The sequence below is a fragment of the Deinococcus sp. genome, from assembly GCF_018260555.1.
Lineage (GTDB): Bacteria > Deinococcota > Deinococci > Deinococcales > Deinococcaceae > Deinococcus.
Genome location: NZ_JAGLBB010000022.1, coordinates 18,763 through 41,045, shown reverse-complemented (window position 1 = coordinate 41,045; position 22,283 = coordinate 18,763). Strand labels below are relative to the sequence as shown.

The 22,283-nt window shown below is 67.0% G+C and carries 20 protein-coding genes, 3 tRNA genes and 1 pseudogene; 2 read left to right on the top strand and 22 right to left on the bottom strand.

What is annotated here, in order from left to right; all coding sequences use genetic code 11:
• Positions 1-89: 89 nt before the first annotated feature.
• Both treS and QZ271_RS06215 read right to left on the bottom strand, forming a co-directional pair.
• Positions 90-1,745 carry a maltose alpha-D-glucosyltransferase gene (gene treS, locus QZ271_RS06220; RefSeq protein WP_291429855.1) on the bottom strand — a complete coding sequence of 552 codons (1,656 nt, stop codon included), beginning with the start codon at positions 1,743-1,745 and terminating at the stop codon, positions 90-92.
• 147 nt (positions 1,746-1,892) lie between these two features.
• Positions 1,893-1,966, bottom strand: a tRNA-Gln gene (locus QZ271_RS06215).
• Between the two features lie 296 nt (positions 1,967-2,262).
• Here QZ271_RS06215 and QZ271_RS06210 point away from each other — a divergent pair.
• Positions 2,263-3,984: a 30S ribosomal protein S1 gene (locus tag QZ271_RS06210; protein WP_291429854.1), complete on the top strand. Its 1,722-nt coding sequence runs from the start codon at positions 2,263-2,265 to the stop codon at positions 3,982-3,984.
• 156 nt (positions 3,985-4,140) lie between these two features.
• Here the strand turns inward: QZ271_RS06210 and ppk1 are convergent, their stop codons facing one another.
• The 6 genes from ppk1 to QZ271_RS06180 all read right to left on the bottom strand — a co-directional run bounded on the left by ppk1 (position 4,141) and on the right by QZ271_RS06180 (position 11,759).
• Positions 4,141-6,273: a polyphosphate kinase 1 gene (gene ppk1 / locus QZ271_RS06205; protein ID WP_291429853.1), complete on the bottom strand. Its 2,133-nt coding sequence runs from the start codon at positions 6,271-6,273 to the stop codon at positions 4,141-4,143.
• A 124-nt stretch (positions 6,274-6,397) separates the two neighbouring features.
• Positions 6,398-6,892, bottom strand: coding sequence for a hypothetical protein (locus QZ271_RS06200; protein WP_291429852.1), 495 nt, complete (start codon positions 6,890-6,892; stop codon positions 6,398-6,400).
• Between the two features lie 377 nt (positions 6,893-7,269).
• The gene (locus QZ271_RS06195; protein WP_291429851.1) at positions 7,270-8,244 is read right to left on the bottom strand and encodes a hypothetical protein; all 975 of its coding nucleotides are present in this window, start codon (positions 8,242-8,244) and stop codon (positions 7,270-7,272) included.
• Between the two features lie 65 nt (positions 8,245-8,309).
• Positions 8,310-8,456: a hypothetical protein gene (locus tag QZ271_RS06190; protein ID WP_291429850.1), complete on the bottom strand. Its 147-nt coding sequence runs from the start codon at positions 8,454-8,456 to the stop codon at positions 8,310-8,312.
• A 55-nt stretch (positions 8,457-8,511) separates the two neighbouring features.
• Positions 8,512-9,486 carry a hypothetical protein gene (locus QZ271_RS06185; protein ID WP_291429849.1) on the bottom strand — a complete coding sequence of 325 codons (975 nt, stop codon included), beginning with the start codon at positions 9,484-9,486 and terminating at the stop codon, positions 8,512-8,514.
• Between the two features lie 65 nt (positions 9,487-9,551).
• Positions 9,552-11,759: a hypothetical protein gene (locus tag QZ271_RS06180; protein WP_291429848.1), complete on the bottom strand. Its 2,208-nt coding sequence runs from the start codon at positions 11,757-11,759 to the stop codon at positions 9,552-9,554.
• Here QZ271_RS06180 and QZ271_RS06175 point away from each other — a divergent pair.
• Positions 11,758-12,027, top strand: a complete 270-nt coding sequence (locus QZ271_RS06175; RefSeq protein ID WP_291429847.1) for a hypothetical protein — start codon at positions 11,758-11,760, stop codon at positions 12,025-12,027. The genes QZ271_RS06180 and QZ271_RS06175 overlap by 2 nt on opposite strands.
• A gap of 322 nt (positions 12,028-12,349) precedes the next feature.
• On the opposite strand, the gene fabF is transcribed toward QZ271_RS06175, so the two are convergent.
• The 14 genes and pseudogenes from fabF to QZ271_RS06105 form a co-directional block, all read right to left on the bottom strand.
• The gene (gene fabF / locus QZ271_RS06170; protein WP_291429846.1) at positions 12,350-13,594 is read right to left on the bottom strand and encodes a beta-ketoacyl-ACP synthase II; all 1,245 of its coding nucleotides are present in this window, start codon (positions 13,592-13,594) and stop codon (positions 12,350-12,352) included.
• Between the two features lie 196 nt (positions 13,595-13,790).
• Positions 13,791-14,021: an acyl carrier protein gene (acpP, locus tag QZ271_RS06165; protein ID WP_273987320.1), complete on the bottom strand. Its 231-nt coding sequence runs from the start codon at positions 14,019-14,021 to the stop codon at positions 13,791-13,793.
• Positions 14,022-14,128: 107 nt separating this feature from the next.
• Positions 14,129-14,878, bottom strand: coding sequence for a 3-oxoacyl-[acyl-carrier-protein] reductase (fabG, locus tag QZ271_RS06160; RefSeq protein ID WP_291429845.1), 750 nt, complete (start codon positions 14,876-14,878; stop codon positions 14,129-14,131).
• A 34-nt stretch (positions 14,879-14,912) separates the two neighbouring features.
• Positions 14,913-15,818: an ACP S-malonyltransferase gene (fabD, locus tag QZ271_RS06155; RefSeq protein WP_291429844.1), complete on the bottom strand. Its 906-nt coding sequence runs from the start codon at positions 15,816-15,818 to the stop codon at positions 14,913-14,915.
• The gene (locus QZ271_RS06150; RefSeq protein ID WP_291429843.1) at positions 15,815-16,852 is read right to left on the bottom strand and encodes a beta-ketoacyl-ACP synthase III; all 1,038 of its coding nucleotides are present in this window, start codon (positions 16,850-16,852) and stop codon (positions 15,815-15,817) included. Before QZ271_RS06150 ends, fabD begins: the two co-directional genes overlap by 4 nt.
• 147 nt (positions 16,853-16,999) lie before the next feature.
• Positions 17,000-18,313 carry a trigger factor gene (gene tig, locus QZ271_RS06145; RefSeq protein WP_291429842.1) on the bottom strand — a complete coding sequence of 438 codons (1,314 nt, stop codon included), beginning with the start codon at positions 18,311-18,313 and terminating at the stop codon, positions 17,000-17,002.
• A gap of 211 nt (positions 18,314-18,524) precedes the next feature.
• Positions 18,525-18,609, bottom strand: a tRNA-Leu gene (locus QZ271_RS06140).
• Positions 18,610-18,688: 79 nt separating this feature from the next.
• Positions 18,689-18,765, bottom strand: a tRNA-His gene (locus tag QZ271_RS06135).
• Positions 18,766-18,850: 85 nt separating this feature from the next.
• Positions 18,851-19,273, bottom strand: a complete 423-nt coding sequence (locus QZ271_RS06130) for a cytochrome c (protein WP_291429841.1) — start codon at positions 19,271-19,273, stop codon at positions 18,851-18,853.
• Entirely contained in the window at positions 19,270-20,394 is a 1,125-nt protein-coding gene (locus tag QZ271_RS06125; RefSeq protein ID WP_291429840.1) for a cbb3-type cytochrome c oxidase subunit I, read from the bottom strand. Before QZ271_RS06125 ends, QZ271_RS06130 begins: the two co-directional genes overlap by 4 nt.
• Positions 20,395-20,482: 88 nt before the next feature.
• Positions 20,483-20,881: pseudogene (locus QZ271_RS06120) on the bottom strand (cbb3-type cytochrome c oxidase subunit I); the annotation flags it as partial.
• Between the two features lie 119 nt (positions 20,882-21,000).
• Positions 21,001-21,573, bottom strand: coding sequence for a cytochrome C oxidase subunit II (locus tag QZ271_RS06115; protein WP_291429839.1), 573 nt, complete (start codon positions 21,571-21,573; stop codon positions 21,001-21,003).
• Entirely contained in the window at positions 21,570-21,743 is a 174-nt protein-coding gene (locus tag QZ271_RS06110; protein WP_291429838.1) for a hypothetical protein, read from the bottom strand. The genes QZ271_RS06115 and QZ271_RS06110 overlap by 4 nt, the downstream gene beginning before the upstream one ends.
• Positions 21,740-22,177 carry a CBS domain-containing protein gene (locus QZ271_RS06105; protein ID WP_291429837.1) on the bottom strand — a complete coding sequence of 146 codons (438 nt, stop codon included), beginning with the start codon at positions 22,175-22,177 and terminating at the stop codon, positions 21,740-21,742. The genes QZ271_RS06110 and QZ271_RS06105 overlap by 4 nt, the downstream gene beginning before the upstream one ends.
• Positions 22,178-22,283: the final 106 nt, after the last annotated feature.

Sequence of the window (22,283 nt, the reverse complement as noted above, 5' to 3'; positions counted from 1 at the left end):
ATTTGAAAGCAGCTTCTTAGCAATTTATAGGGCTGAATTCAGATTCTGAGCAATTTACCCTGCTGAGCAGTTACCAATCGGAGTCCGTATCAGTTCAGGCGCAGCCAGTAGTAGTCGTACTTGCCCAGAATCATCGGGTACGCGCTGGCACCCACGACCGGGAAGTGGCTGGCACCGGCCAGGGTGACCGGCGTGCGTCCAGCGTACGCACCGAGGTCCAGGTGTGCGGACTGGGCGTTCGCGGCGAAGTTGCTGACGATCAATAGCGTCTCGTCGGCGGTGCGGCGCACGAAGGCCAGGATGGCCGGGTTGTCCGTATCGATGAATTCCAGCTCCCCGACCGCGAAGGCCGGGTGGCGGCGGCGCAGTTCGAGTTGCCGGGACGTCCACTTGAGCAGGCTGCTCGGGTCCTGCTCCTGGCTCTGGACGTTCACGCGGGCGTACCCGTACACGGCGTCACTGATGGGCGGCAGGAAGCAGGCTTCGGGGTTGGCAGTCGAGAAACCGCCGCTGATGCTGGCGTTCCACTGCATGGGGGTACGCACGCCGTTCCGGTCGGCCTGTGACAGGTCGTCGCCCATGCCGATCTCGTCGCCGTAGTACAGGATGGGGCTGCCGGGCAGGGCCAGCAGGACGGTGGTCAGCAGTTCGATGCGGCGCCGGTCGTTGTCCAGCAGCGGCGCCAGGCGGCGGCGGATGCCCACGTTGAGCTTCATGCGGGTGTCCGGCGCGTACGCGGCGTACATGAAGGCGCGTTCGTAGTCGCTGACCATTTCCAGCGTCAGTTCGTCGTGGTTGCGCAGGAACGTCGCCCACTGCCCGAAGCTGGGAATGGCGGGCAGGCGGTCCATGATCTGGCGAATAGAGGTGGTGTCCTCTTTTTTCAGGCTCATGAACAGGCGCGGCATGACCGGAAAGTTAAAGCACATGTGGAATTCGGGGTCCTGATCGGTCCCGAAGTACTCGGCGACCTCCTCAGGCCACTGGTTCGCTTCGGCCAGGAGCAGACGGCCGGGGTACTCGCGGTCAACCATCTGGCGCATCTTTTTCAGGATGTCGTGCGTTTCGGGTAGGTTCTCGCAGTTGGTGCCTTCCCGCTCGATCAGGTACGGCACGGCGTCCACCCGGAAGCCGTCCACGCCCAGGTCCAGCCAGAAGCGCGCGGCGGCGAGCAGTTCCTCGACCACGCGGGGGTTGTCGAAGTTCAGGTCCGGCTGGCTGGAGAAGAAGCGGTGCCAGTAGTAGCGTCCGGCCTGCTCATCCAGCGTCCAGTTGCTCGTCTCGGTGTCCGTGAAGATGATCCGTGCCCCGGCGTACTCGGTGCCCGTGTCGCTCCAGACGTAGTAGTCATGGTACTCGTTGGGGCTGCCGTCGGGCAGGGTGGGGCCGCGCCGCGCCGCCTGGAACCAGGGGTGATCGCTGCTGGTGTGGTTGGTGACCAGGTCGCTGATCACGCGCAGGCCGCGTGCGTGCGCCTCGCGCAGGAACACCCGGAAGTCATCCACGGTGCCCAGGTCCGGGTGGACGCCTGTGTAGTCGGCCACGTCGTAGCCGTCGTCGCGCAGGGGGCTGGGGTAGAAGGGCAGCAGCCACAGGCAGTCCACGCCCAGGGCTTTCAGGTACTCCAACTTGCCGGTCAGGCCGGGAAAGTCTCCCCTGCCGTCGCCGTTCCCGTCGGCGTAGGTGCGCACGGACAGTTCGTAGAAGACGGCGCTCTTGTACCAGTCGGGGATGGTCTGGGTCATGCCCCACAGTCTAGTTCAGCCCGCGATTGGAAACGCTGCCACGAGGGTTTCTTGCACACCCTGACGCGCAGGCCCCCGCGCAACAACGGACGGGTCTGCACGAACGAATCACGAAAAAACCCCGTCCGGAGACGAGGTTCTTTCAGTTGGCTGGGGCACTAGGACTCGAACCTAGATCGACAGTGTCAGAGACTGTTGTCCTGCCATTAGACGATGCCCCAACGCGGCTTCGCTCTGACCGAACTTCCCTTCAGGGGAAGCGTGAGGGAGTATAGCCACAGCCTGGGCTGCGCGTCAAGCCTCCTCCCCCAGCCCCGGTGCAGTCCCGCCCAGGCGAACGCCGCTGAAAACTCAGTGCACTGCGTACAGACCGCAGTTGCCGCCTTGAGCGGACTCTGATACACTAAGGTGTTGCCGCGCCGTATGCACCGGACCCCCAGGGGGCGGAATAGCACGGAAAGCAGGTATCAGGCTGGCGCGAGACCGAAAGGCCGCGCGCCCAGGAGGACAGGAGTTCATGGAAGACAACACCCAGACCCCCGCCCAGCAAGGCGGGATTCAGCCCGCGACGGGCACCACCCAGACCAGCGTTCCCACCCCCGTGGAGGAACGCGAATACCCCGCCATGACCATGGAGGACATCCTCGCCAGTGAGGCGCAGGAACCCCAGAGCGTCACGCGTGGGGACATCGTGGACGGCACCATCGTGTTCATCGGCCAGGAAGGCATTGCCGTGGACATCGGCGCGAAGGTCGAGGGCATCATCCCCCTCAACCAGCTCGGCGACGAGCCCGTCACACTGGAACAGGCGCAGGAAATGTACAAGTCCGGTGAGCAGATCGAGGCGTACGTCGTGCGCGTCGACCTTCCCAACAGCCAGATCGTACTGAGCAAGAAGCGCGCCGATCAGGACAAGGGCTGGCGCGTCCTGGAGAAGATGCAGGAGGCCGACGAAGCCTTCGAAGTCGAGGTGCTCGAGAAGGTGCGCGGCGGTCTGGTCGCGCAGGTTGAAGGCATCCGCGCCTTCCTGCCCGCTTCGCAGGTGGACACCCGCCGCGTGAACGACCTCGACCCCTACGTCGCCAAGCCCCTGATGGTCAAGCTCATCGAGCTGAACCGCAAGCGCAACCGTGTCATCATCAGCCACCGCGCGATCCTCGAAGCCCAGAAAGCCAAGGCCCGCGAGGAAACCGTCGGCCAGCTCGAAGCAGGCGCGCAGTTCGAGGGTGAAGTCGTGGAAATCACCGACTTCGGCGTGTTCGTGAACCTGGGCGGCATCGACGGCCTCGTTCACCGCAGCGAACTCACCTACGGCCGCTTCAACCACCCCCGCGACGTGGTCAAGGTGGGCGACAAGGTGCAGGTGCAGGTCATGGACGTCGACGGCGGCCGCGAGCGCATCAACCTGAGTATGAAAGCCCTCACCCAGGACCCCTGGGAAGGTGCCACCGACCGCTACAGCATCGGCCAGAAGGTCACCGGTAAGGTCACGAACCTCACCAACTTCGGCGCCTTCATCGAACTGGAATCCGGTCTGGAAGGCCTGGTTCACGTCAGCGAGATGAGCTGGACCAAGCGCGTGCGTCACCCCAACGAAGTCATGAAGGAAGGCGACGAAGTCGAGGCCGTCATCCTGCGCATCGACCCGAAGGACCGCCGCATCTCGCTGGGTATTCGTCAGACCACCGACGATCCCTGGAGCGCCCTGCCTGACCGCTACCCGCCCGGCACCCCCGTCAAGGGCAAGATCACCGGCATGACCGACTTCGGCGTGTTCATGGAGATCGAAGAAGGCATCGAGGGCCTGATCCACATCAGCGAGCTCGACGTGCAGCGCGTCAACAACCCCGCCGACCTGTTCAAGAAGGGTGACGAGATCGAAGCGGTCATCCTGAACATTGACCCGGTCGAGCAGCGCGCCAGCCTGAGCCGTCGCCGCTTCCTGGGCGGCGGTCCGGTCCCCACCCAGCGTGACTACGTCAGCCAGGGTGGCGGCGCCCGCAGCGACCGCTTCAGCAGCGGCCCCGGCGGCGCTCCCCGCGCCGGTGGCCGTGGTGGCCGCCGCGGCGACGCCGACTACGCCTACAACGCCAAGGACGCCAGCCAGGGTGGCAAGATCAGCACCAAGCTGGGCGACGTCTACGCGGACCTGTTCGCGCAGTTCGGGCTGGCCGGCGACAAGAAGGAAGAAGTGCAGGCTGACGCCAGCACCAGCACCACCGAAGAAAACCAGAGCTGAACCGGACCGCTCAGGCCACTGCGCCTGAGCCTCCGCAGCCCTGACAGGCAGCGCCCGCACCGGAAACGGTTGCGGGCGCTCTTGCGTTATCCGATAACCAGTAGGAGGGAGCCGCCGCGCAGATTCACGGTGGCCCCCTTTCGAAATCCCACCGGTTTACGCGGGGTGCCGGGCTGCTGCGAAGACCTGCTGGGCGCTGAAGTCTCCTGGCAGTTTCTGGTACTCACCGGTGGCACTCAGTTCCCAGGCACCACGGGTATCGGCCCACTCGGTATCCAGGATGCTCAGGAAGGTTTCGCGGTGCCGGTCATCCAGGACGGGCGCGATCACCTCGACGCGGCGGTCCAGGTTACGGCTCATCCAGTCGGCGCTGCCGAAGTAGACCTCGGGGCTGCCAGCGTTCCCGAAGGCGAAGACCCGTGCGTGCTCCAGGTAGCGGCCCAGCAGGCTGCGCACGCGGATACTGGCCGACAGGCCGTTCACGCCGGGGCGCAGCCCGCACACGCCACGAATGATCATCTCGACCCGCACGCCCGCCTCGGCCGCCCGGTACAGCGCGTCGATCATGCCGGGGTCGGTCAACTGGTTGACCTTCACGCGCACCCAGGCGTCCAGTCCGGCGCGGGCGTGCATGGCCTCGCGCTCCAGCAGCGCCTCCAGGCCCGTGCGGGCGGTATCGGGGGCGACCAGCAGGTGCGTGTATTCGGCGGCGGCGTACCCGGTCAGGTGGTTGAACAGTTCGGCCACGTCCGCGCCCAGGTCCGGGTGCGCGGAGAGGAGGCTCAGGTCCGTGTACAGGCGCGCGGTCTTGGCGTTGTAGTTCCCGGTGCCGATGTGCACGTAGCGGCGCAGACCGCCCGACTCGCGCCGCACGACCATCGTCACCTTCGCGTGCGTCTTCAGGCCCGGCACGCCGTACACCACGTGCGCGCCCGCCCGCTCCAGTTTCCGCGCCCAGGAGATGTTGCGCTGCTCGTCGAAGCGGGCCTTCAGTTCGATCAGCGCCACAACCTGCTTCCCGTTCTCGGCGGCGGTTCGCAGGGCGCCCAGCAGGCGCGGGTCGTCACCGGTGCGGTAGAGCGTCTGCTTGATCGCCAGGACCTGCGGGTCGCGGCTGGCTTCCTCCAGGAAATCCAGGATGTTCGTGAAGCCGTCGTACGGGTGGTGCAGGATCACGTCGCCGCCGCGCAGCGTCTCGAAGATGCCGCTGTCATCGTCACCGTCCAGGTCCGGCACAGCTGGCGCGTACGCCGGGTACGACAGGTCCGGGCGGTTCACGGGCAGGCCCATCAGGTCGGCGGTGCCCAGCGGCCCTTCCAGCTGGTAGATGTCCTCGGACGCCAGTCGCAGCCGCACCTGCAGGAAGTTCACGATCTCCGGCGGGGTGTCGCGCATGACCTCCATGCGGACCGCCGCCCCGAACCGGCGCCGCCGCAGACCGTCCTCGATGGTGGCCAGCAGGTCCTCGGCTTCTTCCTCCTCGAACTCGTAATCGGTGTTGCGTGTCACCCGGAAGACGTGCGCGGCCAGTACCTGCCGCCCCTTGAACAGCTCGGCGATGTGCGCCGCGATCACGTCCTCCAGCAGCAGCAGCGACTCACCGATCACCACGGTGCGGGGCAGCACACCCACCGGCACTTTCACGCGCGCAAATTCCGGCTCCTCGTCGTTGCGGGCTTCGAGCAGCACGGCCAGGTTCAGGCTGAGGTTGCTGAGGTACGGGAACGGATGACTGGGGTCCACGACCAGCGGCGTCAACACCGGCTGAATCTGCGTGAGGTAATGCTCGCGCAGTTGCGCGCGCGCCCGCTTGCCCAGTTCATGCACGCGAACGAGCTTCACGCCCTGCACGTGCAGGTCCCTCAGGGTGCGGCGCGTGGCCCGCTCGATCTCGCGCAGCATCACCTGCGTGCGCTCACGCACCAGCGCCAGCGTCTCCAGTGGCTGCAACCCATCCGGGCCAGGGGTATTCACGCCCGCCGCGATCTGCCGGTGAATGCCGGCCACGCGCACCATGAAGAACTCGTCGAGGTTACTGCCACAGATGGCCGCGTACTTCAGGCGCTCCAGCAGCGGATTGCGTTCATCACGCGCCTCGGCCAGCACCCGCTCATTGAAGGCCAGCCACGACAACTCACGGTTCAGGAAAGGACTGTCGGGATTCGCGACCGTACTGTGCGTCACCGTCTCACCCACCCCGGCAGGCTGCGGCGCACGGCGCTTACGAGAACCAGCCGAAGCCGCTGAGGACGGATCGGAACGCTTGGATTTACTGGGGGACACAGTCATGACTCCTCTTCACTAAACAGGCAGGTGGTCAGGGGAACGTCACCCCCGATCCTTGCGGTGACACCCACACTGTTAACTCTTCCCCGTATTAAAGCAGAAACCCGCACCCCGCGGCCCGGTCCTCTTATCCGGCCGTGTCGTCCTGCGGAACTTCCTCGCTGTCCAGCGGGGCCAGCATCACGTCCCGGAAGGCCCGCACCGAATCCTGCACAAGCCCCAGGTAACGCGGCAGGAACGCCATGAACGCCTCCGGGTTGCCGTGCAGGGCCTCGACTCCCGCCCACACGTCACCTTCGACCGTGTGCAGTTTCACGAGTTTGGACTCGCGGTTCACGGCGTCACACGCCAGCAGCGCCCGACCGTATTCCTCGTCCGATTCCAGCTCCCAGAAGTTCGGGAACAGCAGGTGGTAGAACGCCGTGTCGTCCCCCTGCGCGGGTATGTAGTATTGCCCGCCCTCGAACATGAACGACAGCCCGGACTCCGCGTCCGACTGCACCGCAAACCCCAGCGCTCCCAGCGCAGCCCGCACCGCCGCCAGACCCTCCGGCAGGGGCGCAGCCGCCCGGGGTGGAGGGGCGACCTTCACGACCTTCTTCTTTACCGTCTGCGTAGCCATGTCATTCCTCCGGTACACACCCGCCCGCCCACACCGCAGCGGCCGGACACACTTCCTAAGTACGTTGGTAACTGCTCAGCACGATAAACACGGCAAAAAACGCTTGTTCCCGTTTTGTATGAGCATAATATTTACTGCAAATCTGCCTTGGACGAACCAATTCGCCCATATCGGCAATTTCAGTCATTTGAAAGCAGCTTCTTAGCAATTTATAGGGCTGAATTCAGATTCTGAGCAATTTACCCTGCTGAGCAGTTACGTTGAAGCTAACATTGCGAGATTCCGGGAAAGCGCCGGAACCTCTCCATTCCCGCTCCAACGTACTTTCTTCTGGTACGCGCTCCGCGCGGTTTATCTACAAGATAAACACAGTGTACTTAGTTGGGTCGGTTCATTTCATCCGAGTACAGGTCCTCCGGGAACTCCTCCGCGAGGAACGTCAAGTACCGCATGTTCAGCAGGTGCCGCGTCGCCACCCGCTCGAACGCCGCGCCGTTCTCCTCGGTCTTCGCGTTCCCGAACCCGTACTCGCCCACCACGAACGTCCCGTCCCGCCGGAAGTACGCAATCGCCGACCCGCCCGGATCACGGAAGTTCCAGCCGCTGTCCCCCGCGTTCCCCGGATCCCGCACCGACTGCGAGAGCCGCTCCTGAATCCGCACGTACCGCCCGTCATCGGTCACGGCGTGCCGGAATCCGCGCGTCCCCGTCTCGACCATGTACCCGAACCGCCAGCCGAAGAACCGCACGTCGAACCGCAGCGGCCCCGATGCAAGCAGAATCGACGTCGCGTCCCGGCGCAGTTCCTCGGCCTGGTACTTCTTGCGCATGAACACCGCGAACGCATCCGACGCCGTCGGGTACACGTTGAAGCCCTCGCCGTAATGGAAGCCGCCCTGCCACTGCGTCACCGAGGGCCGCGCGGCCTCCGTGAACGGCAGCCCCAGGTACGCCCGCGCCGCCATGACCCCCTCCTCTAGCATGAACAGCGCCACGTCGATGAGCGTATCCGCGCGGAACTGCCGGTCGAACCCCGCCGACTCCACGGCTAGCACCAGCTCACCCGACACCGGATCGAACCGCGCACGCACACCCGCGCACGTCACGCACACATGATCGATGCAGCGGTACGCGAACGCCTTCTCCGCCACCGACCCCGCCCGCAGCACATTGCACTCCGGCACCCGGGTCGTCAGCGACAGACCGAGCACATTCCGGGTGAACAGCGCTTCTATGCGCAGTCCCCGGTAGGTCAGGTGAATATCGGGCAGTTCCGTACCGATCTCAACATTCTGGAATCCAGCGTCCACTTCGGTCAGGGTCTGGATCGCATTGATAGCGGACTCGCGCATCTCCCCCACCTCGACGCCTTGACGCAGGTGGGGTTCCGCCTGCTTTTTCCTGAACAGGCCTAACATCAGTCGTCGGCCTTCATGTTCAGCTGCTTGGCGGCGTCATCCAGAATTTCATCTGGGTTCAGGCTGGGGAAGACTTCATTCAGGACGTCCTCGGTGACCGGGGAGGCGACCTTCACGACCTTCTTCTTCACCGTTTGCGTAGCCATGTCATTCCTCCGGTACACACCCGCCCACCCACGCCGGGGCGGCGGGACACACTTCCTAGTTGGGTCGGTTCACTGCATCCGAGTACAGGTCCTCCGGGAACTCCTCCGCGAGGAACGTCAAGTACCGCATGTTCAGCAGGTGCCGCGTCGCCACCCGCTCGAACGCCGCGCCGTTCTCCTCGGTCTTCGCGTTCCCGAACCCGTACTCGCCCACCACGAACGTCCCGTCCCGCCGGAAGTACGCAATCGCCGACCCGCCCGGATCACGGAAGTTCCAACCGCTGTCCCCCGCGTTCCCCGGATCCCGCACCGACTGCGAGAGCCGCTCCTGAATCCGCACGTACCGCCCGTCATCGGTCACGGCGTGCCGGAATCCGCGCGTCCCCGTCTCGACCATGTACCCGAACCGCCAGCCGAAGAACCGCACGTCGAACCGCAGCGGCCCCGATGCAAGCAGAATCGACGTCGCGTCCCGGCGCAGTTCCTCGGCCTGGTACTTCTTGCGCATGAACACCGCGAACGCATCCGACGCCGTCGGGTACACGTTGAAGCCCTCGCCGTAATGGAAGCCGCCCTGCCACTGCGTCACCGAGGGCCGCGCGGCCTCCGTGAACGGCAGCCCCAGGTACGCCCGCGCCGCCATGACCCCCTCCTCTAGCATGAACAGCGCCACGTCGATGAGCGTATCCGCGCGGAACTGCCGGTCGAACCCCGCCGACTCCACGGCTAGCACCAGCTCACCCGACACCGGATCGAACCGCGCACGCACACCCGCGCACGTCACGCACACATGATCGATGCAGCGGTACGCGAACGCCTTCTCCGCCACCGACCCCGCCCGCAGCACATTGCACTCCGGCACCCGGGTCGTCAGCGACAGACCGAGCACATTCCGGGTGAACAGCGCTTCTATGCGCAGTCCCCGGTAGGTCAGGTGAATATCGGGCAGTTCCGTACCGATCTCAACATTCTGGAATCCAGCGTCCACTTCGGTCAGGGTCTGGATCGCATTGATAGCGGACTCGCGCATCTCCCCCACCTCGACGCCTTGACGCAGGTGGGGTTCCGCCTGCTTTTTCCTGAACAGGCCTAACATCAGTCGTCGGCCTTCATGTTCAGCTGCTTGGCGGCGTCGTCCAGAATCTCATCTGGGTTCAGGCTGGGGAAGACTTCATTCAGGACGTCCTCGGCGACTTTCAACAGACCACTGGCTTCTTCCTCGGTGGCATTCTTCTTAGGCTTCTCGTCCTTCTCGCCCTTGAGTTCCTTCGCTTTCGCCTTCACGGGCGCGGCGACGGCCGCCTCGACGGCCTTGCTGAGCACCTCGTCCACGGCATCCGATCCGAGGGTGACCATCGACGCCAGCGGCGTGGTGGATTTCAGTGCCTGAATCACCTTGCCGTACTTCTCGATGCGCTCGTTGATCGGCACGCGCGCCGGGGTGGTCAGCGCCATGCCCAGCCGCTCGAACGCACCCTTATCGGCGGCGTTCTTCCCGAAGTAGAGTTCCATAGCCTTCTTCGACGCGTTCAGCGCCTCGGTCTTCATGGCCAGCGTCTGGAGGATCGTGGAGGGATGCCGCGTGACGAATGTCTCGGCCTGACGGATCAGCAGGTCGGCTGCTTGCTTGACCGCATCTTCGGCCGCCCGTCGACCGACGGTGACAGCCTCGGCCTGCATGGCTGATGTCACCTGGCGTCCCTGTCTCCCCATCAACGCGAGGTAAGCAGCTTCCGCATCCTGCGCGACCTTGTCCCGCAGGCGGCTCTCGGCCAGGGCGCGGGCGTGGGTGACCTCTGCCTGGTACGTCAGGGGGGCGCCCTGCTCGGCCAGGGCCTTGAAGTCCGCCTGGACGTTACCGTGGCGGCCCAGCAGGCGCGAGAGGTCCTTGTTCAGGTCGTGGCTGGCGTCCGTCCAGACCTTGTTCAGGTGCGTGCGGATGGCCGTGCCGCTGACGCGGAATTCCACGATGGCCTTGGCGACGTGCCCGTCGGGGTTGCGGGCGATCAGGTCGTCAAGGCGCTTGACGGTGGTTTCCTTGAGGTGCCGGGCGTGCCGGGCAACGCTGGTCTGACTGACCTTGCCGCCCAGGGTGGTCTTCCAGGCGTCCACGTGATCGGCGGCCTTGACGCGGGCGTTCGTGAGGCGGCGACTGAGGGTGTTCCCGGCACCGTCCACGGCGTCCCGGAGTCTGCGCGCGGCCTTCAGGACACGGCTCTTGCGGACGTGGTTGCGCAGGCCCGTCAGGAGATTCTGGTCGAGGGTGCGCAGGCCCTGCACGCCCTTGCGGACCGTGCCGGTGATCGCAGCTGCCCCTTTGCTGGCCAGTTTGCGGAGGGTGGGCGTGTGGGCTTTCAGGTACGCGCGGGCCTGGCGGGCGCGGCGGGTGGTCATGACGCGTACCTTGCGGGCGGCGTATCCGGCTTTCGTGGCGGCGTTGCCGATGCCGGTAGTGACGGCATTCTTGACCTTGGTGGCGGCGCGGGCCACGGGTCGCGTGAGGTACTTCTGCGCGAGCCGCCCGGCGTTCTTCAGGACCGTTTTTGCGCCTGGTGGCAGGACTTGCCGGGCGAGGGTCGCGGCGGCTTTCCCGCTGCCTTTCAGGGCGCCCTGCGCGAGGTGCGCCAGTCCCCGCGCAGCGGGCGTGAGACCCTTCCCGAGTGCGCGGCCCACGCCGACCACGGCCTTCCCGGCGAACTGGAACACTGGGCCGCCCACGCTGCCGACGACGGCGTCGATAGCCATACTCTTGGCGGTGACGCCCTGCAGGGCAGAGCGCTCCTTGAACTTGTAGGCTTTGTCTTTCTGCGCCTTGGCTTTCGCGGCGGCGTTGAAAACCTTATTCTCCACGACCTGCGCGACCACGCCGCCCCCAGCGCTGATTCCGGCCGCCAGGGCCAGGGCAGGGGCGGTCAGGGCTCCGCCGCTGGCGACGGTCGCAACCCCCACGGCGGTCAGGGCGACACCCTTCCAGAATTTCGCTTTGCCTTCCGGCGTGGCGTACCACTTCTTGAACTGCTTGACTTTCGCACTGGTGAACCGCCCGGCGGCGCCGGCAGCCTTCCTGACGGGGTTCGTGGCGAATGCGGCGGCGTCGGCGGTGACCTTGCGGGCGCCGCTCATCAGGGCTGGCAGGGCTTTGCGGGTGTTGGCGTGCAGGGCCGTGAGTTTCTGCCGGAAGAAGCCCATCACGCCGCCAGCGCTGGGGGCGGCGGCGGCCGGTGGTCTGGCGGGCCGACCCTTGAGCGAGTTGGGGTTCAGGGATGGCCGCTGGAGCGTGGCAGAACGGGGCGCAGGACGCATGACCGCCGTGCTGGCTCCGCCGGGCGCCGGTTTGGCTGCGTTTCTGGGCAGTTGCGGCCCGAGTTTCGCGGCGGCCTTCGGCGTGGGGGGCGTGCGGCCCGGTCTGGCGGCGGTGGCGGCAGCTTTTGCCGTCCGATTTCCGCCGGTTCCCTTGTTGCCTGACGCCTTACTACCCGCCCCTTTGTGGCTGGCAGTGGTCCTGCCTGCGCTCACCCTGGTCTGCGCGGACGAGGCGGGCGCGCGGGCCTGGGTGGGCGCGGCGGCCTGAGCCTTGGGCTTCTTGCGGGCGAGAACCTGGGGAGTTTCGAACATCACGTCACCTGAGGGGATGGAAGCCGCACAGAGGGCAGCGCAGCGGGAGAAGCCAGCAGAAGGCAGTCTGGAGACAAGTGTAGAGCTGACCCGGCACCTTATCCAAGCGAACATGACCAGGGCGTCCCTCATGAAGGTCGTTCCAACAGGTCATCCCACCGATACGGATTCCGTTTTATTCGGTGCAGTCCCGCATCAATCCCAGCGGATACGAGTGGCCACACCAGACGGATTGGGCGGTAGGGAGCGCAGTCCGTATCCGTTGAGCTGGCAGTCTGTCAGGCGCGTTTGAATAGCAGGGCTGCGTTCTGGCCGCCGAACGCGAAGGAGTTGCTCAGGGCGTACTCGACCTGCTGTTCACGGGCGCCTCCGGGGATGTAGTCGAGGTCGAGTTCCGGGTCGGGGTCGGTCAGGTTGATGGTGGGCGGCAGGATGCCGTCACGCAGGGCCTGCGCCACCGCGATGGCCTCGATGGCGCCGGCCGCGCCGAGCAGGTGGCCGGTCATGCTCTTGGTGGAACTGACAGCCAGCGTGTGCGCGTGCTTGCCGAACACGTGCTTGATGCCCTGCGTCTCGTGCAGGTCGTTGAAGTGCGTGCTGGTGCCGTGGGCGTTGATGTACCCGACCTGTTCGGGATTCACGCCTGCGGTGCGTAGGGCCATGCGCATGGCGACCTGCGCGCCGCGTCCCTCGGGGGCGGGCGTGGTGATGTGGTGCGCGTCGGCGCTGGTGCCGTACCCGACGATCTCGGCGTAGATGGTCGCGCCGCGCGCTGCGGCCTTCCCGTACTCTTCGAGAATCACGACGCCCGCGCCCTCGCCGAGCACGAAGCCGTCGCGGGTGGCGCTGAAGGGGCGACTGGCGCGCTGGGGGTCGTCGTTGCGGGTGGACAGGGCTTTCATGTTCGAGAATCCGCCGATGGCGATGGGCGTGATGGCGGCCTCGCTGCCCCCGGCGATCATGGTGTCCGCGAGCCCCAACTGGATGTAGCGGGCGGCGTCACCGATGGCGCCGGTGCCGGTGGCGCAGGCGGTCACGACGGTGCTGCTGGGGCCGGTCGCGCCGTAGCGCATGGCGACGTGCCCGGTGGCCATGTTGGCGATCATCATGGGAATGAACATGGGGCTGATGCGCCCCGCGCCGCGTGAGTGCAGCACCCCGGCCTGATCCTCGAAGGTTTTCACGCCGCCGATACCGCTGCCGACGATGGTGCCGGTGGCCTCGCCGCGCAGCTCCTCCTCGGTCAGGCCGCTGTCCTGCACGGCCAGTGCGGCGGCAGCCAGCGCGAGTTGAACGTACCGGTCGAGCTTGCGGGCCTCGCGGGGGTCCACGAAGGGCGACAGGTCATCGTTGACTTCACCGGCGATCCGGCTGGCGGTGTCGGCCGGATCGAAGTGCGTGATGGTGGCAATGCCGCTCTTTCCGGCGCGTTGCGCCTGCGCGTAGGCCTGCGCGCCCACCCCGATGGGCGTGACCGGCCCGAGGCCCGTGATAACAACCCGTTTCAACCCTGAGACGCTCACTGCATCCCCCCCTTTGGTGTGCCGGAGGTGCGCGCGAAGACGGCGCCGCGACCTGCGGGCAGTGGTGCTGGCATTGGCTTGACCTGCGGCGTGGCAGGTGTTCGGTCCCACAACGGCGGGGGGCGGGAGCGGCCATGCACCGCGCCCCGCCCCGTCATCCTGCGCCCCCCGAGAGTGGAGGGCGAGGCCACCGCGTTTACTGCTTGGTCTCGATGTAATCCACGGCGGCCTGGACCGTGCGGATCGTTTCGGCGTCCTCATCGCTGATGGTGATCCCGAACTTGTCTTCGAGACCCATGATCAGTTCCACGGTTTCGAGGCTGTCGGCGCCCAGGTCCTCCACGAAGCGGGCCTCAGGGACCACCTTGTCGCCGTCCACACCGAGCTTGTCAACGATCACGTCTTTCACATCATCAAAAGTTGCCATGAGTTCGTACCTCCTGATACTGAAGTCTGCGCCAGTCTACACGCGGCGCCTGTGAGAGGCGGCTGATCTGAACGGGGTTCAAGTCGGCTCCCCGGGGGCACGTTGGGTCAGTGGGGATTCAGGCCGCCGTCCACGCCGATGGTCTGCCCGGTCACGTACCCGGCGGCGTCGCTGGCGAGGAACGCCACGACCGCCGCGACCTCCTGCGGCTGCCCGAAGCGGGCCAGCGGAATGCTGCCCAGGTATCCCTGCTGCACGTTCTCCGGGAGTTGCGCGGTCATGTCGCTCTCGATGAAGCCCGGCGCGACGGCGTTCACGGTGATGCCGCGCCCGCCGTACTCCTTGGCCAGCGCCTTGCTCAGGCCGATCAGTCCGGCCTTGCTGGCCACGTAGTTCGCCTGCCCGGGGTTGCCGGTCAGGCCAACCACGCTGGCGATGTTGATGATCCGGCCCGAGCGGGCGCGCATCATGTGCTTGATCGCGGCGCGGCACGCGCTAAACGCACTCGACAGGTTCGTCTGGATGACGGCGTCCCAGTCCTCGTCCTTCATGCGGATCGCGAGGTTGTCCCGCGTGATCCCGGCGTTGTTCACGAGAACGTCCAGGCGGCCCATCGTCCCTATGACGTTCTCGACGAGCGCCCCGGCGTTAGCGGGCACGGTCAGGTCGGCCCCGAAGACCTCGGCGCGGACGCCATGCGTGGCGGCCTCGGCAGCGACCTTGCGGGCCTCGTCGGCGTTGCGGCCGTAGTGAACGGCGATATCAAAGCCGTCCTGCGCGAGTTTCAGGGCCATGGCGCGGCCCAGGCCACGGCTACTGCCGGTGATCAGGGCAACTTTACGGGGGGTTTCGGTCATGGGTGGATTCTCCGGGGAAAGGGGGTTGGGAGCTTCACAGCGTGAAGTCCTGCACCTGCGCGGCCGTGCCGACGTTGATGGTGCGGGCGTCGGGCAGGATGCGTTTGATCAGGCCGGCCAGGACGGTGCCGGGGCCGAACTCGATGAACACGTCCGCGCCGGCCGCCGCGAGGGCCTGGATGGTCTCGACCCAGCGCACGGCCCCGGTGATCTGTTCGGTCAGCAGGCCGGGCAGGGCAGTGGGGTCCGTGTTCGGCTGCGCGGTCACGTTCGCGTACACCGGGAAGGCGGGCGGCGCGAACGCGGTCGTCTGGAGGTCCGGGGCGAGGCCAGCAGCGGCCGGAGCCATGAGCGGGCAGTGGAAGGGCGCGCTGACCTTCAGGGGAATGGCTTTCAGGCCGCGCGCCTTGAGGGCAGCGTTCGCGGCCTGCACGCCTTCGGTGGTGCCGCTGATGACGGTCTGGGCGGGCGCGTTGAAGTTGGCGGGCTGCACGCCGTCGGTCTGGGCGCAGACCTCCAGGACGACGGCCGGGTCGCCCATGACGGCGCTCATGGCTCCGGCCCCGACAGGCACGGCGTCCTGCATCAGTTCGCCGCGCCGGCGGGTCAGGCGCAGCGCGTCCCCGAGACTCAGGGCGTCGGCGGCGACCAGTGCGGAGTACTCGCCCAGCGAGTGCCCGGCCGCGAACGCGGGTGTCAGGCCGGTCCGTGCGCGCCACGCGCGGTAGGCGGCGACGCTGGCGGCCACCAGGGCGGGCTGCTGGTTGGCGGTCAGGGTCAGGTCGTCGGGTGGGCCGGACTCGATCAGGGCGCGCAGGCCCGGCAGGACGTGCTCGACCTGCGTGTAGACCTCGGCCGCCTCGGGGAACGCGGCGGTCAGGTCGGCGCCCATGCCGACGCTGTGGCTGCCCTGGCCGGGGAACAGAGCAGCGATCTTCATGCGCTCACCCCGGCCTGCGGTGCGGGGCGCAGGCTGGGCGCGCCGCTCCACCACTTCATGGTGCCCGCCACCCAGCTCAGGCCACCGCCGAACGCGATCAGTAGAAGTTGCTGGCCGTCCTGCACGCGGCCGTCCTGCACGGCCTCGTCAAGGGCCATGGGGACGCTCGCGGAACTGGTGTTACCGTAGCGGTCGAGGTTCACGACGGCGCGCTCCATGGGCAGTCCGAAGCGGTCCATGGCCGCCTCGATGATGCGGACGTTCGCCTGATGCGGAATGACCCACTCCACGTCGGCGGTGGTCAGGCGGCTCTTGGCGAGGACCTGCCCGCCGCTCTCGACCAGCACGCGCACGGCGAACTTGAAGACCTCGCGGCCGTTCATGCCGACCGAGTGGCCCATGTCGAAGCCGCCGGGCAGGGTGGGGGCCACGCAGCGCAGGTACAGGCTGGACCCGCCGTTGCCGTCGGCGCCCATCACGAATTCCTGAAAGCCGTACCCGCTGGGGACCGGACCGACCACAGCGGCGCCCGCGCCGTCCCCGAACAGAATGGCAGTGTTGCGGTCGTCCTGATCCACGATCTTGCTGAGGGCCTCGGCGCCCACGACCAGTACGCGGCGGGCCACGCCGCTCATGATCAGGCCCTGCGCGACGCTCAGGCCGTACACGAAGCCGCTGCACGCGGCGCTCAGGTCAAAGGCGGCCGCGCCGACCAGACCGACCTGCATGCCGATCAGGGCGGCGGTCGATGGCATCAGCGCGTCGGGGCTGACAGAGGCGCAGATGATGGCGTCCACGTTCTGAAGGGCCTGCGGGTCGCGTTCCAGCATGTTGCGCACGGCCATGACGCCCACGTCGGACGTGAACTGTTCCGGCGCGGCGAAGCGGCGTTCGCGGATGCCGGTGCGGGATTCGATCCAGTCGGCGTTGGTGTCGATGCGGGCCTCGAATTCCGCGTTGGGCACGATGCGTTCCGGCACGTACATGCCCAGCGCGGTGATGCCGAGGCTGGGGCGGGCGGCGGGGTCACTCATGCCACGCACGCTAGCATTCTTTGAACGCCCGTTTAATGAATTTGGGACAGAGTTCAGGGCAGAGTTCCGGAAGACCCGCATGGCCCCGCACCGCAAAAAAGGTGGGGAGCGCCCCTCAGGACACTCCCCCCTTGACCGGACGCCGGTTTACTCGGCGGCTTCCTGGCTGCTGTCTGCCGCGCCGGTTTCCCCGGTGCTGGCTTCCTGGGCAGGGGCTTCGGTCTGGTCGCCCGTCAGCTGCGCGATGGCCTGCTGCAGCGCCTTCTCGCGGATCAGGCTGGTGTAGTACGAGTTGATGCCGTTCGGCCCGAGCTGCTTGCTCAGGTCGGCGGGGCTCAGGCCGTTCGCCTGCGCCAGCGCCATCATGGTCTGGTTGAACTCGGCGTCGCTGACCTCGACCTTCAGGTCCTCGGCCAGGCGTTCCAGGGCCAGGTCGCGCTTCACGCGGGTCTCGGCGTTCTTGTCGAGGTCCGCCATGAACTCGTCGAGCTTGCCCTGCTCCTTCATGAAGGTCTCGTACTCGCCCCACTTGACGCCCTGGCGGCTCAGGTCATCCTGAATCTCGGCCTGCATGGCCTCGCGGCGGCGGTCCAGCAGCGCCTGGGGAATGTCGGCGTTCATGCCCTCGACCAGGTGAGTGATGAACTCCTCGCGGCGGCCGGCTTCGCCTTCCTGCTGCGCGCGGCGTTCCAGTTCAGCCTTCAGGTCGGTGCGCAGGCGCTCCAGCGAGTCGAAGTTCAGGCTCTTGGCGAACTCGTCGTCCAGTTCCTGCAGCTTCTTGGTCTTCACGTCCATGATCTTCACGGTCACGGTGTGCTCGGCGTGCTCGTGGTCGCCGTGCTGGTGGGCAGGCACGGTGATTTCCACGGTGTCGCCCTTGTTCTTGCCCAGCAGCGCGTCGCGCACGTGCGCCTCGGCGACATCCAGGTACACGGGGTAGGTCCCGCCGTCCTCGCCCTGCTCCTCGATGGTCACCTGATCGCTGGCCTCGATGGCGCGGTCGGCGTCGTCGAAGGTCGCGTTGCGCTCCTGCAGGTCACTCAGGGTGCGGTCCAGGACCTCGTCGGTGATCTCGGGCGCGGCGGCCGTGAGGCGCAGGCCGCTCCAGTCGCCCAGGGTCACTTCAGGGTAGGTTTCGCCCTTCACGGTGAATTCGAAGGACTGACCGCTCTTCAGGGGCTGCGGGTCGATGTTGGCGTCCACGAGGCTGAGCTTCAGTTCACGGGCAGCCTGGGAGTAGTGGGTTTCCAGCAGACGGTCACGCACTTCCTGCTCGACGTAACCTTTCCCGACGCGGCCCTCGATGACCTTGCGGGGCGCTTTGCCCGGGCGGAAGCCGGGAACGCGCACGTCGCGCGCCAGTCCGGACCACACCTGGTCGTATGCGCGGTTCACTTCGGCGGCCGGCACCGACACCTTGAATTCCACCTTGTTGCCTTCTCTGCTGATCAGCTCTGCCATTGGGTCTCCCGTCTGCGCCCGCAGCGCCCCGCCCCACGTGTGGGACCAGCCGCCAGGGCGCGTTTCTCGTTGATTCTGCCGTGTCGGCCGCGCCCCCACCCGGGCAGGGGCGCGCGACATGCCGCCAAGCATCATAGTGCATTTACCCGGCCGCACCTGCGGGAAGCGGCGGCCGGACCCCCTGGGAGATCCGGCCGCCGCTGCGCCGTACTGGTGCGGGAAATGGGACTTGAACCCACAACCTGTGAAGGGCCAGATCCTAAGTCTGGTGCGTCTACCAATTCCGCCATCCCCGCGTGTGTTCCCTGACCCTGGTGCGCTCAGGGAAAAAAGACGTTCCGGCCCACTGCATCTCTGCGGGGGCCGGAACCGGTCTGGGGTGGATTAGGGGACTTGAACCCCCGGCCTCCGCTTCCACAGAGCGGCGCTCTAACCAACTGAGCTAAACCCACCGTTCGTTTCACCCACCTGCTCACGGGCCTATACAGCTTAAAGGCGCGGGGGCGGCGTGTCAATCCCGCCCCCACGCCTCGCCGCTCAGGGCAGGGTCTTCAGGTACGCCTGAATGGCGTTCAGTTGCGCCTCGGTGGCGGCCGAGCCGTCCAGTCCCGCGGTCTCGAAGCGTGGCATCACGGTGCTCAGGGTGCGGCCGTCCGGCGTGCGGCCGTGCAGAACGGCCTGCGTGAACTCTGCGGCGCTCCAGCCGGCCGGGGCAGCCAGGGCCGGGCCGAGGGCTCCCCTGGCGTCGGCGCCGTGGCAGCCGGCGCAGTTCCCGGCGTACAGCGCGCCGCCGTCTGGGACGGTACCGGTGGCGGCCGAGACGGCGGCGCCGCCACCCGTGCCGGCCAGCCGTTCTCCCGCCTGGTACGCGGCGGTGCCCAGCGCGGCAGCCACGGCCAGCGTGGCCACGAAGGCCGTGATCTGCCCGCGGGTGAATCCGCGGTCCTCGGCGCCGCTCACCAGAGCCTCTGGCCAGGAATGAACTGGTAGTTTGCGAGCATCGGGGCGATGACCGGGCCGTACACCAGGATCACCAGGATCAGCGCGGCGAAGGTCAGGGCCAGCAGCGGTTCGGTGCGGCGCACCAGCAGGCTGGCCTCCCGCAGGTTCTGACCGGCGGGGCTGATGGCCTCACTGGTGGGGATGGGGGTGCTTTCCGGGTCGTCCACGCGCGGCGAGAGCAGCGTGCGGATCAGGACCGTGTAGAACAGGATCGCCGCGACGAACAGCACGCCGCCACTGAGGGCCGTCAGGAGTTTGGGCAGGGCGATGTTCATGCTGTCGTACATGCCCTGCTGCGCCGAGGCGCTGACCTGCGCGCGCCGGGGCACGCCCGCCAGTCCCTGCCAGTGCATGCCGAGCGCGAACAGCATCATGCCGCCGAACCACCACCACGCCGAGGCGAGCGCCATGCGCGGCGAGAACAGGCGCTTGCCGGTCAGGTGCGGCACCAGCCAGAACATCACGCCCATGAACGTCAGGGTGGTCGCGGTGCCCACCGTGATGTGAAAGTGACCGGGAATCCAGGCGGTGTTGTGCACGACCGGCGCGAAGGCCATCGAGGCGTTCACGATGCCGCCCGCCCCACCGAAGATGAACGACACCATGGCGAGCACCTGCGCGGTCACGCTGGCGTTCCCCCACGGCAGGCGGCGCACCCAGCCGACCACGCCCCGGCCCCCGCGGGCGCGGGCGGCGTCTTCGAGAGACGCGGCGGCGCTGAAGGCGGTCAGGAGGCTGGGCACGGCCACCAGGAACGTCAGGAACATGTGAATGACCTTCCAGTTGTTCTGCACGTTCGGGTCGGCGTACTGGTGGTGCAGGCCGACCGGCACGCTGAACACCAGGAACATCGCGAACGCCAGTCGGGTCAGGCCCTCGCTGGCCATGCGGCCGCCCGCCTGCCGGGGCAGGAACGCGTACCACGAGATGTACGCGGGCAGCAACCAGAAGTACACGATGGGGTGCCCGGTCCACCAGAACAGCGTCCTGGCCAGCAGCGGGTCCACGCCGCGCGTGAGGCCCAGCGACCAGGGAATCAGCATGCCCACGACCTCGACCACCAGGCCCAGGGCGGCCACGCCCCACATCAGCCAGGTGGCGACCGACGCTCATGTACGTCACGATGGGCGTCACGCGGCCCGGGTTGGCGCGTTTCCAGCTCAGCCACAGCGCCACGACCTGCGCGGCGACGAGCAGGCTCGCGGCGACCATGACGGCCGCGCCGATGTAGAACACGGGACTGCCTTCTAGCGGCGGGTAGAAGGTATACAGCACCGTGGCGTTGTTCATCAGGAGAGGAACGGCGGCCGTGAGCAGCCCGGCGGTCATGATCAGGTACGTGATCCACGCAAAGCGCATGTTCGGCCGGACGTTCAGGTCGCGGGCCGGTAGGTACAGCATCCAGCCGCTGATGAAGAACTGCGTGAACACCAGCGCGTTCAGGACGCCGTGCAGCGTCAGCCCCTGGTAGTAGGACTTGATCAGGACTTTCAGCAGCGGAAACTCGTACACGTTCACGCCGCCGTAGTTCAGGGCCTGCAACGGCCCCAACAGCACGCCGATCATCAGGGCCAGGAAGGCCGTGACGGCATAGTACTGCGTCAGTTTCTTCAGGCTGGTGAGGGTGGCGCTGTCCAGGGCGGGCAATGCCGGGTTGGAAGCCGTCTGGGACGGAAGGGCGGTGGTCATGGGGTCTCCGTAGGCGCTTCGACGATGAAGCGGGTAATCATGTTGTGGTGACCTACCCCGCAGTACTCGTTACAGATGATGTGCTGCTCGCCGGGGTGGCGGAAGGTCACGGTGAGCGAGGCGACGTGGCCGGGCAGGATCTCCACGTTCACGTTCGTGCCGGTCAACTGGAAGCCGTGCACGACGTCGGTGGCGGTCACGTGTAGCGTGACGGGCACGCCCGCCGGGACGCGCAGCACCGACGGCTGGTACGTGAACCCCCCGGCCACGAGGTAGGCGTCCAGGGTGCCCTGGGCGTTCATGACCGGCTTGCCGGAATCGTCCATCACCAGGCCCGGTTTCGCGAAGGGCGTGGCGGCCAGCTGCGCGGGGTCCACGTGGCCCTTCACGATCGCCGCGTCGTGTGCGTGGCCGGTGCCGGACCCGAGCAGCGGGTACGTGCCGCTGATCAGGCTGGCCAGCACGCCCACGAACAGCAGGATCGTCAGGACGACCGCGACGCCCAGCCACGCCGTCTCGTAGCGTTCCAGGGTGTGGTGGTCCAGGCGGACGGGGTCGGTGCCGCTCACGCGCGCCCCTGCAAGACGCCCAGCACCAGCATCCACAGGCCCAGGATGCTCAGCAGCAGCGTGAGGACCACGGCCAGCGTGCCGCGTGGAGCCGCGCCCCGCGTGGGGGGCCTGTCCTGTGAGAGCGTGTCTGCTGGCGGCGCGCCGCGCCCCTGGGGTGGGACGCTCACGTCGAGGCTCCCGCGCCGGTTGCGGCCGGACTGGCCGCCGCGTAATCGCGCAGCACGTCACTGACGGTCACGACGCCCACCACGCGCCCGGCTGGGTCGATCACGGGGAGCGCGCCCACCCGGTGCAGCAGCATGGTGTGAGCTGCGTCACGGGCGTCCGCGTCGGGGGTGGTGGTCAGGACCGAGCGGCGCATCACGTCGGCGACCGTGACGGCGGACAGCCGGGTGGTGGCCTCCCAGGGGGACACGCCAGACACGCGGCTGGGCGTGGCCTCGCGCAGGTCACGGTCGGTGACGATCCCGACCAGCGTGCCTTCGTCAACGACCGGCAGGCGCCGGATGCCGTGCGACCGCATCAGGTGCGCCGCCGCCAGGAGCGAGAGGGTGGGAACAGCTGTGATTACCGGGGTACTCATTAGGGTATGAATTCGCATGGGGAACCCTCCATGCGTGCAGGCTCCCGTGGGGGCATTACGGGAGCATTACGGGGGCATTACGGCCGCGTGCCAGGCTCCCCCCGGCCTCCTTCCCGGCCCCCTC

What these genes read in the sequence shown, in the direction of transcription:
- treS (WP_291429855.1), bottom strand. Translation starts at nt 1,745, where the DNA reads ATGACCCAGACCATCCCCGACTGGTACAAGAGCGCCGTCTTCTACGAA.
- QZ271_RS06210 (WP_291429854.1), top strand. Translation starts at nt 2,263, where the DNA reads ATGGAAGACAACACCCAGACCCCCGCCCAGCAAGGCGGGATTCAGCCC.
- ppk1 (WP_291429853.1), bottom strand. Translation starts at nt 6,273, where the DNA reads ATGACTGTGTCCCCCAGTAAATCCAAGCGTTCCGATCCGTCCTCAGCG.
- QZ271_RS06200 (WP_291429852.1), bottom strand. Translation starts at nt 6,892, where the DNA reads ATGGCTACGCAGACGGTAAAGAAGAAGGTCGTGAAGGTCGCCCCTCCA.
- QZ271_RS06195 (WP_291429851.1), bottom strand. Translation starts at nt 8,244, where the DNA reads ATGCGCGAGTCCGCTATCAATGCGATCCAGACCCTGACCGAAGTGGAC.
- QZ271_RS06190 (WP_291429850.1), bottom strand. Translation starts at nt 8,456, where the DNA reads ATGGCTACGCAAACGGTGAAGAAGAAGGTCGTGAAGGTCGCCTCCCCG.
- QZ271_RS06185 (WP_291429849.1), bottom strand. Translation starts at nt 9,486, where the DNA reads ATGCGCGAGTCCGCTATCAATGCGATCCAGACCCTGACCGAAGTGGAC.
- QZ271_RS06175 (WP_291429847.1), top strand. Translation starts at nt 11,758, where the DNA reads ATGACCGCCGTGCTGGCTCCGCCGGGCGCCGGTTTGGCTGCGTTTCTG.
- QZ271_RS06180 (WP_291429848.1), bottom strand. Translation starts at nt 11,759, where the DNA reads ATGCGTCCTGCGCCCCGTTCTGCCACGCTCCAGCGGCCATCCCTGAAC.
- acpP (WP_273987320.1), bottom strand. Translation starts at nt 14,021, where the DNA reads ATGGCAACTTTTGATGATGTGAAAGACGTGATCGTTGACAAGCTCGGT.
- fabG (WP_291429845.1), bottom strand. Translation starts at nt 14,878, where the DNA reads ATGACCGAAACCCCCCGTAAAGTTGCCCTGATCACCGGCAGTAGCCGT.
- fabD (WP_291429844.1), bottom strand. Translation starts at nt 15,818, where the DNA reads ATGAAGATCGCTGCTCTGTTCCCCGGCCAGGGCAGCCACAGCGTCGGC.
- QZ271_RS06150 (WP_291429843.1), bottom strand. Translation starts at nt 16,852, where the DNA reads ATGAGTGACCCCGCCGCCCGCCCCAGCCTCGGCATCACCGCGCTGGGC.
- tig (WP_291429842.1), bottom strand. Translation starts at nt 18,313, where the DNA reads ATGGCAGAGCTGATCAGCAGAGAAGGCAACAAGGTGGAATTCAAGGTG.
- QZ271_RS06105 (WP_291429837.1), bottom strand. Translation starts at nt 22,177, where the DNA reads ATGCGAATTCATACCCTAATGAGTACCCCGGTAATCACAGCTGTTCCC.